This is a genomic window from Hartmannibacter diazotrophicus (assembly GCF_900231165.1).
Taxonomy (GTDB): Bacteria; Pseudomonadota; Alphaproteobacteria; order Rhizobiales; family Pleomorphomonadaceae; genus Hartmannibacter; species Hartmannibacter diazotrophicus.
This window is the reverse complement of the sequence record NZ_LT960614.1, coordinates 2,700,989-2,715,101: the sequence shown is the minus strand read 5'-3', so window position 1 is coordinate 2,715,101 and position 14,113 is coordinate 2,700,989. Positions and strand designations below refer to the sequence as shown.

The following is a 14,113-nucleotide window of genomic DNA, read 5'->3' as shown; positions in this document are numbered from 1 at the left end:
CCGCATCGCGAACCGATGTGGTTGTGGACAGTGGTTTTCCTATACGCTAGGCTGTGAAAAGACCTGATCTTCTGGGGATGAACGTGACTGCCCTGCCACGACTGCAGTTGTTTGGCGATGCAATCTTCCGCGACGAGAATGGGGAGCCCGTTCAGCTACCCAAGCGCGCGTATGTGCTGGCGCTCTTCCTGTTGCATCTCAACAGCCAACATGAATGCGACCGGGCGAAAGCTGCGGATCTCTTGTGGCCCGGTTCGCCGACTGCCACGGTCAATCTGCGCCAGATGCTGCTCCGCATCAGGGATGCGCAAGCCAGGGCGCCTCTCTTCGCGATCACGCAGGACAAGATCCGGCTTCTCTGCGACGAGGTCGACTGCGACGTCTGTGAATTCAATCGTCAGATTGTCAACGTCACGTTCCAGAGCGCCCTTGAAATCATGGATCTCTTCGGTGCCGGTCCGCTGGTGGATTGCCGCCGGCTGGACACCGAGATTTCCGAGTGGATCTATCTTCAGGACGAGCAGATGCGCAGCGCCCTGGTGGGCGAAATCTGCGGTCTGCTGAGCCGGCCCGCAGCCAATGAGGCTCCCGAGGCGGCGTTCGCGATTGCCGAGCGACTGCTGCAGATTTGTCCCTATGAGGAAGTCGCCTGGCAGGTCGTCTTCAAGCATCACGCGGCGGGAGGGCATGTCCACCGGCTCGAACAGGCCTACGAACGCTGCACGAATGCGCTTCGCCAGGAACTCGACGTCGAGCCGTCGGAGGAGACGCGGGCGCTCTACAAACGCCTGCGGTATCCATCGCAAGCCGTCTCGAAAGGCGGCCCGGCCGAGGTGCGCACAAGCGAACGCCGGCCGGAGGCCAAGTCCGGCATTCCGAGGCTCGTCATCCTCCCGCCGGCGGACATGCTGGCCACGCAAAGTCCGCTGGCCGCGCTCGCCGGGCTCATGCTCGAGGATGTGACGGTCGGGCTTTGCTCGCTGCGCAGCGTGAGCATGGTGGCCCCTCATACGGCTTGGCGCTTGCGCGAGACCTTTCTGGAGAGCGAGGACAGCGCACGGCACTATCAGGTCGACTATGTGCTCGATACGTCGCTGCTAACGTTCGGCGAGATGAACCGGCTCACCGTGAAGCTCTTCGATGCGACGTCGCGGACGATCCTCCTGTCGGACCAGCACGAACTGACCGCGCTTTCCGGCGAGCAATGCTATCGCCAAATCACCAGAAGCATCATCCTGGCGCTGGCGGATGCGATCGAGCGGGCCGAATTGTCCCGCTATGACGAACAGGACAATCCGACGGCCTATTTCTGGTTCCTGCAGGGGCAGAAACATCTGCGCCACATGGACCTGCCGCGCGTGCGCCGCGCCAAGAAGGCGTTCCGGCGCGCCCTCGACATTGCTCCCGACTTTGCGCCGGCACTCAGCGGACGCTCGCGCGCGCTCCGGCATGAATGGCTTCTTATGGGGCGAGGCGAGGCGGACCTGCTTGCGGAGGCCGAGGGCTGCGCCGTCGACGCCACGCAGATCGACCGGCTCGATGCCCGCGGCTTTCGCGAGATGGGGCTCTGCCATCTCTTCCGCAGCCGCTATGACGACAGCCTGGCCTGCTTCGATCTGGCCGAGCAACTCAGTCCGCAGCATGCGGATCTGATTCTTGATTTTGCCGAGACGCTGGTGCATTCGTCGCACCCGGACCGGGCGCTTTCGAAGATGGACCGCGCCATCGCGCTCAATCCGGTGCCGCCGGAAAACTACTGGTGGACCGCAGCGACCATCTATTTCCAGATGGGGCGGTACCAGGAATGCATTGAAGCAGTCGACAAGATGAACCATCCGATGCCGGCGCTGCGGCTTGCCGCGGCGTCCTGGGCGTTGCTTGGCAACAAGGCGAAGGCGGAGGCGTGTGCCCAGCAGGTTCTGGACGTCTATCCCGATTTCCGCATCGAGAAGTGGCTTTCGCTGATTTCCATTCGCAGCGCCGAAGACAAGCGGCACTACGAACAGGGGCTTAGGGCGGCGGGGTTTCGCTGACATCCATGGAGGCAAGGATATGGCTGCGAGATTTTTTCTGGTTGGTGAGTCAGGAGATGCAGGCGCCTGGTTGGTCGATGTGCGGCAACGCACTGTCGAGCGCATCGATGCCGAAATGATGGCCGAGGTTCGGGAAGAACTCGCCATGAGCGGCGAGCTTGCCGGTGTTCAGTCGGGCGGGGCTGCGGGTGCCATCGCCGCGTCGGAGAGCCTTTCGGCGGCCTCGTCGCACAACTGGGGTGAACCGGTGCGCGGCGGAGACATGGCGGTCGCGACGGAGAGCCTTTCGGCGGCCTCATCGCACAACTGGGGTGAGCCGGTCCGCGGCGGAGACATCGCGGTCGCGTCGGAGAGCCTTTCGGCGGCCTCGTCGCACAACTGGGGTGAGCCGGTGCGCGGCGGAGACATGGCGGTCGCGTCTGAGAGCCTTTCGGTCGTTTCCCCGCGTCATTGGCGTGAGCCGATCGGCGATAGACCGACAGCCTGACGGCTTGTTGAGCGGGGGCTCCTTCATTCCGGTGCAGCACCGTGATTACGAGGCAACTGGAGGCTGAACGGGCCCAATTCGCTTTGTCGGCGGCGACCGGCGAACGCCTTGTTGCCGCCGACGACATGATTGCACGCCTGCGCGCGGCGATGCCCGCATTGGGGATCACGCGCGTTGGCCGTCTGACCGGCCTCGACCGGATCGGTATACCTGTCTGGATGGCGGTGCGCCCCAACGCCGCCAATCTGTCGGTCAGCCAGGGAAAGGGGACGAGCGACAATGCCGCCTATCTCTCGGCGGTCATGGAGTCGGTCGAGCTTTTCTTCGCCGAACGGGAGAACGTTCACGGATTTCGGGCAGCCCGCGGTGCGCTGGAAGCCGCAGGACAATTGCCGTTCGATGCCTCCCGATTTCTGCGCCAAGGCGCGAATTTGCCCGAAGCCGACCGACAAATCCGCTGGGTCGAAGGATACGATCTGATCCGGCAACGGTCCGTGGCGGTGCCGGAGGAGGCTGTTGCCTTCCGCGACGCGCCAGCCGCGTTTTTCTGGCAGGGAACCCATGGGCTTGGCGCCGGTGGATGCCTCACCGAGGCGATCGTTCAGGGCATCTGCGAACTGATCGAGCGTGACAGCACGGGCCTCTGGTCCTTGCGATCGCAGAGCGAGCGGATGCTGCGCGAGGTCGATCCGGCGCAGTTCGCCGACGCGGATGTTGTCGACGCGATCCATCGCGTTCGGCGTGCGGGTCCGGGGCTGCGGTTGTTCGACCTGACGACGAATGTCGGCGTTCCGACCTACCAGGCCGTTCTGGTCCCGCAAGCACGGGCGGGTGCGATGCGGTTTCTCGATGTCGCCAGCGGCACCGGCACACACCCGCTGGCGAGCCGCGCCTTGCTGCGCGCGATCACGGAAGCGGCGCAAACGCGGCTTACCACGATCGCTGGAGCGAGGGATGACCTTGCGCCGGATGATTATGAGCGGCCATTGCCCGACGATCTGCAATTTCTCCTCTTCCCGCCGGACGTGCGGTCCGGCTGCGATTTCGGCTTGCGGGCCTCGCTCGACGGATCGTTCGAATGGAACGCACCCGCGCTGCTGGACCACCTGCTTGCCGGTCTGACCCATGCTCGCATCAGGTCGGCGGTCGTCGTTCCCTTTGCCAGTGAGGCGATCGGTGTGGCCGTTGCGAAAATGCTGATCCCTGACCTTGAGCAGGACGCGGGGTCGGGCAATCGCAAACTGGGGCGACGGGCCATCGCCGCCATGCTGGGGAAGCGATGAAAGCCGTCTTCGTGGGGCCGAGCTGCCCCGATGCTTCAACGCTCGGGCTCGATCCGGCCATCAGCCTCCTGCCACCGGCGGCGCAGGGCGACCTGGCGCAGGTTTTCCTGGAGGGCGCCAATGTGATCGGCCTCATCGACGGAACCTTCGAGGCCAATGCGGCTGTCTGGCACAAGGAGATCCTGTTTGCGCTCGCCGGAGGCGCGAAGGTCTTCGGCGCGTCCAGCATGGGAGCGCTCAGGGCGGCCGAATGTCATCGGTTTGGCATGATCGGGGTCGGCGCCGTCTACCGGGGCTATGCCAGTGGTGAAACCGTCGACGATGACGCCGTAGCGATCGTGCATGCGCCGGGGGAGGTCGGCTTCATTCCGCTGTCGGAACCGCTCGTCAATATTTCCGCGACGCTGGACGCCTGGCTGTCGGCCGGCGACATCATGGCCGACGAGCACTTGAGGCTGACTTGTCTCGCCAGAGCTCTGTTCTTCAAGGAGAGAACCTTTCAGGGCCTCCTTGGTGCCGCCGGACTGACCGACGAGCGCCGCTGCGCTCTCCTCCTCCTGAGCCGGACAATAAAGGTGGACCAAAAGCGTCTCGATGCCGTCGAGTTGATGAGGCGCATCGAGATCGAAGACGATCGGCGGATGAAGCCGCCTTCCGACTGGACATTCGTCGACACGCTCTCCTTCCAGCGGCTTCTTGGTGTGGTCCGCGCACGTCCGCGCCGGCTTCCCAACGCGCTGCAGAGCGCCCATCATTAGAGCGCATCCGTCTTTCCCTGACGGCCGGGATGCTCGAAGCCCCATGTCGTCTGGCATCCGGACGGACGATCGTTCCAGGCATCCAGAACTCGGTCTTAATGAGCGCTCGGTCCCGGCGGTGCCGACGTCGTCATTGGAAACAATTGTGTTCTATCGTCAATCGACGATTAATTCGATTGCCAACACGGTGTAATACTGAATCCTTACTATTTCGGGTAATGTAACGGCTTGAATCTGGCCTATGTCACGGCTGTATCACGCCTCTTGTCGTTCAATAACGTCCAGCGACGGATTTATTGTGCGCGGTCCAATACCGACACCTCCGGCTGTGGTCCGTTTGGTCGGTGCGAGTATCGGCTTTGTTGCACGAATAGCTGGGCAAGTCGCATCTGTTGATATGGGGGAGTACATGAAGAATCGTGAAGCATTACAGACGATGATTCGTTACGTTCAGCGCGAGGCGGCGGAAAATAACTACAATTTTACGTCGCATTTGCTTAATCTTGCAGCCCTGAGTCTGAACAGGACTTTTCCGCGAGGCGAGAATATCGACATTTCTTCGGATTTGACTTCTGCTGATGAGAACGACTTGGCCAGATATGCTGCCTTGCTCGTTAATGACGAAAAAATTCTTCAATGATGTATTCTGTGGTGTATACTGGCGTTCAGCGCAATGAGCGTTGAATGTCAGTATAGCCGAGGAAGAAATGGGCGAAATCATCCACCCGATCGATCGTATTGTTGGAAGGAACGTGCGCATGATGCGCGCTCTGCGCGGTATGTCGCAGACAGCACTTGGCCAGCAGGTCGGCGTCACGTTCCAGCAGATCCAGAAATACGAAAAGGGCACCAATCGGGTCAGCGCAAGCATGTTGTTCGAGATTGCAAAGGTGCTCGACGCGGACGTCAAATCGTTTTTTGTCGAGGCGTTGCCCTCGAGTGATGACCAGCATTTCGCGGTTCCGGTCGCCGAGACCTTTGGAACCAAGCTCGATCTCCAGATCATGCAGAAGCTGTTCGAGGTGCGTGATGCCCGCGTGAAGCGGCAGATCCTCGAGTTGCTGGATGCAATCATCGACGGCCAGCGCGATCCGGCTGGTGAGGATCGCGGTTCGTCCGCGTCGCATCCGGACTATGTCGGCTGAGGTGCATCTGAACAGACTGGCTGCCCGCCCGATGCTGGAGGGCCGCCTGGAATGCCCGCGAAAAAGCGTGGTAGTGCCTTAGAGGGGAAACTTTGGTTTCGCTTTTGACCTATCACGCTTTTAGGGTTGAGCTAGGGTTGAGCCGGATGTGATCCCCGCTCAGTATTCCTTCTCATAGTAGAGACCGGCTTTCGCATCGCCCTCGGAACCACCCTCGACACGGGCCTTCAATCCCTTCGTCAGGTCGAGGTCGATCGACACACGCGCGCCATCCGCGCCGGCCTGCACTCCCAGATAAATGTTGTCGCTGATATAGCGCCCGGCCGCGACGCCGACGCCTCCCTTCTGGTTGGGAACGACGTCGAGATCGTCAAGCCCTGTCGCCGAGCGGAGCTTGCCGAGAATGTCAGGCCCGCCGGTGCCACCGGCGATCTGGGCGACGGCTGCTGCCAACTGGGCCAGCTGAACGGGCGAGAGTTCGTCAATGCTGCGGCCGAAGAGGAACTGCGCCAGGATTTCGTCCTCGGGCAACTCCGGATTGGAACTGAGGACGATCCGCAGGTCCGAGACGCGGCCTTCGACCGTGACGGTGACTGTGATGTTGTTGCCGGTGGTGCTGGCGACGAACTTCAAGGACGGATCGAGGTCGCCGACGAGCGTGACGCTGCCGCTGTCGAAGGTGACGCGCTGGCCGATGATGTCGAGCCGGCCGCGAATGAGCTCGAAGCCGCCGATCGGCACGACATTCTGTGCATCGCCGGTCAGGTGCAGGTTGCCGCCGAGTTCGGCGTCGACGCCGCGGCCGCGCACGAAGATGCGGGCGGGGGCATCGATGTAGATGTCCAGGATGGCGCCCGACGAAGCCCCGGCGCTTTGCTTGGTCTGCGTCGCGAGCTTGGCGAGTTCGATGGTGCGTTTGACGTTCGGCGGCGGCAGGCGATGGCGGACGTCCAGAAGCGTTGCCGAGGCGGGCAGGGACTCTGGAATGGTGATTTCCGCCCGGTTGATGTGCAGCTTGCCCCCGACGCGCGGCGTCGCCATCAGCGGGCCGGACACGGAAAGATCGCCCGAGATGTTCACCTTGGCCAGTTCACCGGCGGAAAGATTGGCGTTCCTGAGCGCAATGGCGAGATCGGCCGGGAAGCTGGAGCCGCTGGCGTAGCCGACCGAACCGCTGACGGAGAGGGACCCGCCGCCCTTGGTGTTGGCGGACAGACGTTCGATGTTGATGCGGTCGCCGGAGAAGGCCGACCGGAGCGCGATGCCGTCGAGACCCATGCCCGTTTCCGGATCGGTAAAGGTGGCACCATCGACCGTCGCGTTGCCGCTGACATTCGGCTTGGCAATGGAACCGGTCGCCTTGACGTCGAGACGCAGGGTTCCGGTCATCTTCGCGCCGCGTGTGGCAAGTGCGGTATTCGCTATTGAAAGGGGAGCCTCCCCTGTCACGGCGACGTTGAGACCGTTGCCCGCGAGCGGAACCTTGCCGCTGGCCCTCAGATTGAGCCCGTCACTGCCGGTGGCATCGGCCTTCAGCGTCACGGCATTGCCGGCATAGCGGCCATCGGCGGTCAGTTGTAGCGGGGCGATGCCGTTCTGGCGCAGGACATCGGCAGTGAGGCCGCTTCCCTTGATGTTGAACGTCACCTCAGGCTTGGCCGGTGTTCCCGTCGCATTGGCGGTGCCGGACAGCGTGCCGCCGGCGCCGAGGCCCGGCTGGAACGCGTTGGCCAGCGACAGCGGCAGGCCACTGACCGTGGCGTCCACATTGAGGCCTTCGCCGGCCGACCCTTTCGCCGTGATGATGCCGCCGCCGACATTGGTGCGCGCGTCGAAGGTCGCTGTGCCGTTAGCATAGTCGCCCTTCGCCGTCAGGTCGAGTTTCTCCACGCCGGCCTTTTTCAACGGGGTCGCGGTGAGGCCCTTGGCAACCAGATCGTAGACCGCGCTGGGATTCGCGGAGGAGCCCGTGACCGACAGTTTGCCATCCACGGAACCGCCGATCGCAAGGTCGGGCGCGAAGGCATTGGCGATCGACAACGGCAGGGCGGCAATCGTCGCATCGAGGGAGATCGTATCGGCGACCTTGCCCGTAAGACGGACGACACCCTTGCCGATGGCGAGGGCCGCGTCCGGGATCGTGATCTCGTTGCCCCGCACAGCGACCGTCACTGGCTTGGAAAGGCTTGCCTTCAGGTCGGGGCTGCGGGTCAGGTCGAGAGACGTCAGGCTCAGGTCGTAGCCTCCGGTCACTTCGGCCAATTGCCCGGAAGACGCGAGCCGGCCTTGCGCGAGGTCGGCATCGAGGCGGAAGTCGGTTGCCTGGCCCTGGCGATTGGCGGTGAGGTCGAGCGCGTTGACCTTGACCGAGCCGGACGTGACGTTGTTGAGCGCGATCTTGCCGGCGATCAGTGGAATGTCGAAAAGGTCGAGTGCGTTGAGGGAAACGTTGCCGCCGCCGATGGTCGTCGTTCCGATGCGCAGGCTCTTCACCGTTGCCGTCACGTCGGCGTTCTGGGACGTTCCATCCACGTCAAGCGCGATATCGGCATCGAGCGCGCCCGAAGCATCGGTAAGGAAGAGCGGAGCAACCAGGGCGATATCGGGCGACGTTGCCTTGACCGTGCCTGTGAAGTGTCCGGCTTCGCTCATGGCGAGGGCGCCTGTCACCGACGTATCGCCGGCGTTGAAATGGAAGTCGTCCACATTTGCGCCGCCGCCGGCGACCCACTGCAGTTCCGTGCCGGCCTTCACGGGCACGCCGTCGAGATCACCGGTGATGGCCAGCGGTCCACTGGCACGGCTGGTGCCGGCGATGCCCTTGAAGCTGATTTCCGCACCCTTCAGCGTGCGGTCCTGAAGCTTCAGCGCCGGCGAGTTGATCGCAGCGGTCACGTTGGCGCCGGTGTTGGGGCCGTCGAGGGTGATGGCCATCTCGATCGGCCCGCCCGCTCGGTCCGTGACCAGACCGACGTCGCTGAGGCTTCCGTCGATCGCGATCTTGGATATCTGCGGGCCGTAGGTTCCTTCAAGACGAACACCAACCTGGCTGTTCTCCACCGCCAGGTTGGTGAAATGGATGCCGTATTCGGAGCGCGACAGAATGCCCGAGAGTGTCGTGCGGCCATTGAGCAGCGGATCGGCCGTGGCATCGCCGACGGAGAGATCCTTGGTCCATCCGTCGAGCTTGAGGGCGAAGGTCCCGCCGACCGGGAAGACGTTGCCGGAGGCCTTGAGTTCCACCGCGCCTGCGAGGTCGCGCTCGGCAAGATCTGAAAAGACGGAAATGTCGCCGGCATTCAGGGCGTAGTCGCCCTTGAGACCGTCCTCTCCATATTCACCGGCAAAGTTGGCGGCCGCGTTGGCGTTCTTGAAGAAAAACTTGGAGATCTGGAGTGGCGCATCGGCGTGCCATTGACCGACGGCCGCCAGGTCGAAGGTGGAGCCGAGGGCTTTTGCCAGTGCTTCGTCGACATAGGTCAACTGGTCGACGCTGCCGTCGATGTCAAAGGAGACGGAACGCCTTGCCGGATCGTCGAGCGCGCTCGTTCCGCCCGACGCGGTGAGACTGGCCTTGGCCATGGAGAGTTCGGCCGACTTCAGTTCGTCGACGTCGACGGTAGCCGTCCATGTGTCGCGGCCGCCGCCAAAGGCGACCTTGAAGCTGGCACCGCCGAGCCGGGAGCCGGACTCGTTGGGCAGCCGAACGCCGTCCGCCTCACCCGTTCCCAGCTTGCCGTCGATATCGATCCGCGTCGGGAAGCCGTCTGTGGCCAGATCTGCGGACATGTCGAGGGAGGCGACGCCGGAGCGCAGCGAGAGAGACGACAGCGTGAGGGTGCCGCTTTCGGTCTTCAGCCCATCGATGACGAGCCTCGACTGGCCGGCGACAAAGTCGGCGTAGTTTTCGGGGACGAGCGGGGCGAGGGTTCCCTGAAGATCGGTCAACAGCCTGTAGCCGCCGTTGACCTCGGAAACGGTCGTCCGACCGCCGATCAGTCTCTGGTCGTTGGCGTCAAGCGCGATGTCGGCGGTGAAATTGTCAATTGGGCCCGATCCCTTGACCGTGAAGGCGAGCGAGGGCTCACCGCGCACGTTGAGTGCCTTGGAGAGGAGGCCGCCGGGCGGCTCGGTGAAATCAAGGTCCAGATCGAGCTGGCGGCTGCTGTTGGCGTATTTGGCCGCCAGCTTCAGAGAGCCGCCGACACCATCGGTACGGTCGATCGCGAGACTGGAATCCAGCGCTCCGTCGGCAAGCGCGATCTTTCCGTCAACGGAAAGCCGCGCATCCTGGCCGACGAGCGCGGCCCCGAGAGAAACGTCGGGGACCGACAGCTTGTCGATGGCGACCGAGACCGGCAGCTGGGGCAGCGAAAAGGCGCCGGGCGGCGTGGCGGCCGGATCGATGCTCGTGTCGGGCAGCGGAGGCCGGGTGACCTCGATGCTCTTGGCCTCGAGCAGGTCGATGTCGAGATGGCCGGTCAGAAGCCTGAGGCGGCTCCAGACGAGGTGTGCATCCTCGATCCGGGCGTAGACACCGTCCTTGTCCGCGACGGTGATTTCCTTGATCAGGACATCGGAGGACAGGGCGCCCTCAAGGCCATTGATGCGAATCTGCATGTTCGGCGAGGAAATCTTGTCCTCGACGAAGCCCATGAACGCGCTGCGTTCGGCGCTGTCATCGGATTGAGCGAGCGCATTGGTCCACACGAAGGCGCCGCCGACGATCGTCGCCGCGAGGCCTAGGGCGAGGAGAGGGCGAGCGATATTCATCAAAATGCCTGTCCAAGTCCGATGTAGATCGCAAAATTCGGATCGTCGTTGTCCGGATTGAGCGGCACGGCGGCGTCGACCCTGATAGGCCCGAGGCCGGTGTCGTATCTCAGGCCGATACCGGCGCCGATCTTGACCGGTTCGGAGAAGTCCGGGTAGCTGGAGCTGAAGGCGTTGCCGGCATCGACAAAGGGAACGACGCCGATGGAGTCGGTCACCTTGATGCGCATTTCGACCGAGCCTTCGACATAGGACCTGCCGCCAACGACGTCGCCGTTCGCAAGGCGCGGGCCGACGTTGCGATAGCCATAGCCGCGAATCGACTGGCCGCCGCCGAGCAGGAAGAGGCGGCTCGCCGGGAGTTCGTCTGCGGGGGCGCCGAGGATCGACCCGGCACCGGCGCGGGCCGCCAGTACAAGCCGCTCGCCGAGCGGCACATACACCGAACCTTCCAGGCTGGCGATCACGCCCATATTGCCGAAATTCGCCTCGTAGAAGGGTTCCAGCGACAGCTTGGTGCGATAGCCCGACGTCGGATTCTTCTCGTCGTTGCTGCCATCGTATTCGAGACTGGAGGGCAGGCTGGCGAAGATGAAGTCGCGCTTGCCGAAATTGTCATCTGTCTTCAGGAAGGCGAGGCTGCCGGCGACGGAGCCCTTGAGACGGTCGTCGAATTCGTGCGTGAAGCCGAGCTGTCCGGTGACGGACTCTTCCGTATAGGCGTCGACCACCTCGCGCTGGGCAAGGATGCTCGCGATGAGATCGGTCGTCGGGGTGTAGATGCCCGGCTTGGTGAAGGTGGCGCCGAGAGCGTAGGTGAAGTCTTCCGGGTTGACGCTCTGGATGCCGCCGACCCGGGCATCCAGCCTCAGCTTTTCGGCCTGACCGAAGAGATTGCGGTGCTCCCAGTAGCCATCGAGGCCGACGCCGTCCGTCGTGGAATAGGAAACGCCGCCACCGATCAGGTGCCGCTTGCGTTCCACGACGTTGAGTGTGATCGGCAGGCCGCCATCGGGGGCAACCGTGTCGCCCTCCACGACGCGCACGGCGTTGAAGACCTGCAGGCGCCGCAACTGCTTCTGTGCCTTGGCGAGGTCGTCGGGATCATAAGGCTGGCCCGGCTTCAGTCCGCTCTGCTTGACGATGAAGTCCGGGTTCATCTTCTCGGTGCCGGTGACGCCGATGTCGCCATAGACGGCGGGCGGACCGGAGGCGACGCCGACCGAGACGTCGAGCGTGTCCGTCGGATGGTCGGCGACGGCGTCGCGCAAGGCGATATTCGCCTTCGGGTAGCCGAGTTGGCGCCATTCGTCGATCAGGCTCTGCTCCGATTGGAGCACGATCGTCGACTTGGCGACCTGACCCGGGACGAGACCGAGTTCCTCGATCGTCTTTTCGGGCCTGTCGTCTTTCGGCGGCGGCTGAGGGGCCCGTCCGGAGATGTCGACCTGGCCGAATCGGAACTGTCTTCCCGGGTTCACATCGATCTTCACGACCGGCGTCTTCGGCAGTTCTGCATCGAGGGGAATCGCCGAGGCGTCCTTGCCGTCCACGGTGATGGCAACCGTGCCGCCGTAATAGCCTTCGGTATAAAGAGCCGCGACGATCCGCCCGTATTCGGCGTCGAGTCGGGAAAGGAAGGCGGCCGAGCTTGGCGGCGGGGTCGAATCGCGGCCCGAATAAAGAAGCGAGGCCGACTCGACGCGGTTTTTCAGATCGTCGCTGTCCGAGGCGATGTCGAGTTCGATGGTGTAATGCTGGGCATCCGGCGACTCGCTCTCTGCGGACTTCTTCGATTCAAAGAAGGTGTAGCCGAAGATTTCAAAGGCGAATGCCGGGGCAGGGATCACCGGAACAAAGGCCAACGCAGCCATGCTGCAAGTCATCAATGATTTCAAAATCAATGACTTGCGCTCGGTCGGCATGCCCGTGAAGCGACCTTGGGTATGACGACCTGAAGACACCTGCGACTAAACTCCCGCACCCTTTGGTTTACGCAAGGACCCTAACTGAAAGCCTGTCTGCTGGAAACAAGGCGACAAGGAAAAGAGCGCTCCGATTGTTTGCGCTCGTTTGACGGCGGGCACCGTTGCGCAACGAATGATTGACCGTGATTGTCGTCCCTATTCCTTTATAAGACGTGGCTACCCGGACGATCTGGAGCGGGCGCCAGCCATTTCAACGGGACCTGGCGCAGATCGCCCGCGATCGGCGGTTTCCTTGATCTTGTCTTGCGCCATGTGTTCTGCGCATGGGGCCAATGCAACGCTTCAAATACAGGCGTTCAAGGCAAAAAGGTCGAAAAATCCTGTGGCAAAGGGGTTGACGATCCGGGAGGAGTTCAGTAATACGGCGCCACTTGCCGGACAGGTCCGTAAGCGAATGACTTCACAGCCGCCTAGGCTCTGACACTGCTCGCTTAAACACTGTCCTCGATCCGATGGCGAATAGCTGTTGTACGCATGAGCGCTTTTGAACAAAAGGCGTTCCTCTGCATCTCGGGTGCCGTCCGTGGAGAAGTCCGCGGGTAACGGCGCCATTCGTCTTATGCGTACGAATGGAACGAGATGCGAAAGCTGAGTTGATGCGCGCGGTCAGGACAAGCGCAGCGCATTGAGGTTCGAGAGCAGAAAACCTGTCCGTTGGATGCCAGGCAGTGGCATCCATCAGACGACAAAGGATTAAAGGGCTAAGAATGCCGACGATCAACCAGTTGATCCGCAACCCGCGCCAGGCGCCGGTCTACCGCGAGAAGGCTCGTCACCTGGAGGCCTGCCCCCAGAAGCGTGGCGTTTGCACCCGCGTCTATACCACGACCCCGAAGAAGCCGAACTCGGCGCTTCGTAAGGTCGCCAAGGTGCGTCTGACCAATGGCTATGAGGTCATCGGTTACATTCCGGGCGAGGGCCACAATCTTCAGGAGCACTCGGTGGTCCTGATCCGCGGCGGCCGCGTCAAGGACTTGCCGGGCGTGCGTTATCACATCCTGCGCGGTGTGCTCGATACCCAGGGTGTCAAGAACCGCAAGCAGCGCCGCTCCAAGTACGGCGCCAAGCGTCCGAAGTGATCACGGCCTGACCGGCCAGCGTTTCCGGGCAGCGGTCCGCGGAACGAGAATTCAGATTTACGACCAGGAACACCGAAATGTCCCGTCGTCACAGTGCAGAAAAGCGCGAGATTCATCCTGATCCGAAGTTCGGGGATCTTGTCGTTTCCAAGTTCATGAATTCCATCATGCGTGATGGCAAGAAGTCGGTTGCCGAAGAGATCGTCTACGGCGCTTTCGATATCATCGAGAACCGCACCAGCCAGAGCCCGGTCGGCGTGTTCCACCAGGCGCTCTACAACGTGATGCCGCAGATCGAGGTTCGTTCCCGCCGAGTTGGTGGCGCGACCTACCAGGTCCCGGTTGAGGTGCGTAACGAGCGTCGTCAGGCTCTCGCGATCCGCTGGCTCATCACTGCCGCTCGCGGCCGCAATGAGAAGACGATGGTCGATCGCCTTTCGGGTGAACTCCTCGACGCGTCCAACAACCGCGGCACGGCCGTGAAGAAGCGCGAAGACACGCACCGGATGGCCGAGGCCAACCGCGCATTCTCGCACTATCGCTGGTAACGGTCAGGAATCGGAGGCG

At 62.7% G+C, this 14,113-nt stretch carries 10 protein-coding genes; 8 read left to right on the top strand and 2 right to left on the bottom strand.

Annotation, left to right across the window (positions count from 1 at the left end; translation table 11 throughout):
• Window positions 1-77 precede the first annotated feature (77 nt).
• From HDIA_RS12745 to HDIA_RS12720, 6 genes are all read left to right on the top strand, one after another.
• The gene (locus HDIA_RS12745) at window positions 78-2,033 is read left to right on the top strand and encodes a BTAD domain-containing putative transcriptional regulator (RefSeq protein WP_099556512.1); all 1,956 of its coding nucleotides are present in this window, start codon (window positions 78-80) and stop codon (window positions 2,031-2,033) included.
• A 19-nt stretch (window positions 2,034-2,052) separates the two neighbouring features.
• Window positions 2,053-2,520 (top strand): hypothetical protein, encoded by a 468-nt coding sequence (locus HDIA_RS12740; RefSeq protein WP_157775576.1) that lies wholly within the window; start codon window positions 2,053-2,055, stop codon window positions 2,518-2,520.
• A gap of 41 nt (window positions 2,521-2,561) precedes the next feature.
• A complete protein-coding gene (locus HDIA_RS12735) occupies window positions 2,562-3,803 on the top strand; it encodes a YcaO-like family protein (protein ID WP_157775573.1) in 1,242 nt (413 codons plus the stop codon).
• Window positions 3,800-4,561: a TfuA-like protein gene (locus HDIA_RS12730; RefSeq protein WP_099556509.1), complete on the top strand. Its 762-nt coding sequence runs from the start codon at window positions 3,800-3,802 to the stop codon at window positions 4,559-4,561. The genes HDIA_RS12735 and HDIA_RS12730 overlap by 4 nt, the downstream gene beginning before the upstream one ends.
• 409 nt (window positions 4,562-4,970) lie before the next feature.
• Window positions 4,971-5,201, top strand: coding sequence for a hypothetical protein (locus HDIA_RS25735; RefSeq protein ID WP_210202865.1), 231 nt, complete (start codon window positions 4,971-4,973; stop codon window positions 5,199-5,201).
• Window positions 5,202-5,268: 67 nt separating this feature from the next.
• On the top strand, window positions 5,269-5,706 hold the full coding sequence (locus HDIA_RS12720) for a helix-turn-helix domain-containing protein (RefSeq protein ID WP_099556507.1): 438 nt from the start codon (window positions 5,269-5,271) through the stop codon (window positions 5,704-5,706).
• A gap of 159 nt (window positions 5,707-5,865) precedes the next feature.
• Here HDIA_RS12720 and HDIA_RS12715 read toward each other — a convergent pair whose 3' ends face one another.
• Both HDIA_RS12715 and HDIA_RS12710 read right to left on the bottom strand, forming a co-directional pair.
• On the bottom strand, window positions 5,866-10,479 hold the full coding sequence (locus tag HDIA_RS12715) for a translocation/assembly module TamB domain-containing protein (protein WP_099556506.1): 4,614 nt from the start codon (window positions 10,477-10,479) through the stop codon (window positions 5,866-5,868).
• Window positions 10,479-12,353 carry an autotransporter assembly complex protein TamA gene (locus HDIA_RS12710; protein ID WP_162292640.1) on the bottom strand — a complete coding sequence of 625 codons (1,875 nt, stop codon included), beginning with the start codon at window positions 12,351-12,353 and terminating at the stop codon, window positions 10,479-10,481. The genes HDIA_RS12715 and HDIA_RS12710 overlap by 1 nt, the downstream gene beginning before the upstream one ends.
• An 821-nt stretch (window positions 12,354-13,174) precedes the next feature.
• Between HDIA_RS12710 and rpsL the strand changes: the two genes are divergently transcribed.
• Together rpsL and rpsG are read left to right on the top strand one after the other, a co-directional pair.
• Entirely contained in the window at window positions 13,175-13,546 is a 372-nt protein-coding gene (gene rpsL / locus HDIA_RS12705; protein WP_099556504.1) for a 30S ribosomal protein S12, read from the top strand.
• Window positions 13,547-13,623: 77 nt separating this feature from the next.
• On the top strand, window positions 13,624-14,094 hold the full coding sequence (rpsG, locus tag HDIA_RS12700; protein ID WP_099556503.1) for a 30S ribosomal protein S7: 471 nt from the start codon (window positions 13,624-13,626) through the stop codon (window positions 14,092-14,094).
• The last annotated feature ends 19 nt before the right edge of the window (window positions 14,095-14,113 follow it).

Excerpts from the sequence above, each read along its gene's own strand:
- HDIA_RS12730 (WP_099556509.1), top strand. The coding sequence starts at position 3,800 with ATGAAAGCCGTCTTCGTGGGGCCGAGCTGCCCCGATGCTTCAACGCTC.
- rpsL (WP_099556504.1), top strand. The coding sequence starts at position 13,175 with ATGCCGACGATCAACCAGTTGATCCGCAACCCGCGCCAGGCGCCGGTC.
- HDIA_RS12740 (WP_157775576.1), top strand. The coding sequence starts at position 2,053 with ATGGCTGCGAGATTTTTTCTGGTTGGTGAGTCAGGAGATGCAGGCGCC.
- HDIA_RS12710 (WP_162292640.1), bottom strand. The coding sequence starts at position 12,353 with ATGGCTGCGTTGGCCTTTGTTCCGGTGATCCCTGCCCCGGCATTCGCC.
- HDIA_RS25735 (WP_210202865.1), top strand. The coding sequence starts at position 4,971 with ATGAAGAATCGTGAAGCATTACAGACGATGATTCGTTACGTTCAGCGC.
- rpsG (WP_099556503.1), top strand. The coding sequence starts at position 13,624 with ATGTCCCGTCGTCACAGTGCAGAAAAGCGCGAGATTCATCCTGATCCG.
- HDIA_RS12715 (WP_099556506.1), bottom strand. The coding sequence starts at position 10,479 with ATGAATATCGCTCGCCCTCTCCTCGCCCTAGGCCTCGCGGCGACGATC.
- HDIA_RS12745 (WP_099556512.1), top strand. The coding sequence starts at position 78 with ATGAACGTGACTGCCCTGCCACGACTGCAGTTGTTTGGCGATGCAATC.
- HDIA_RS12720 (WP_099556507.1), top strand. The coding sequence starts at position 5,269 with ATGGGCGAAATCATCCACCCGATCGATCGTATTGTTGGAAGGAACGTG.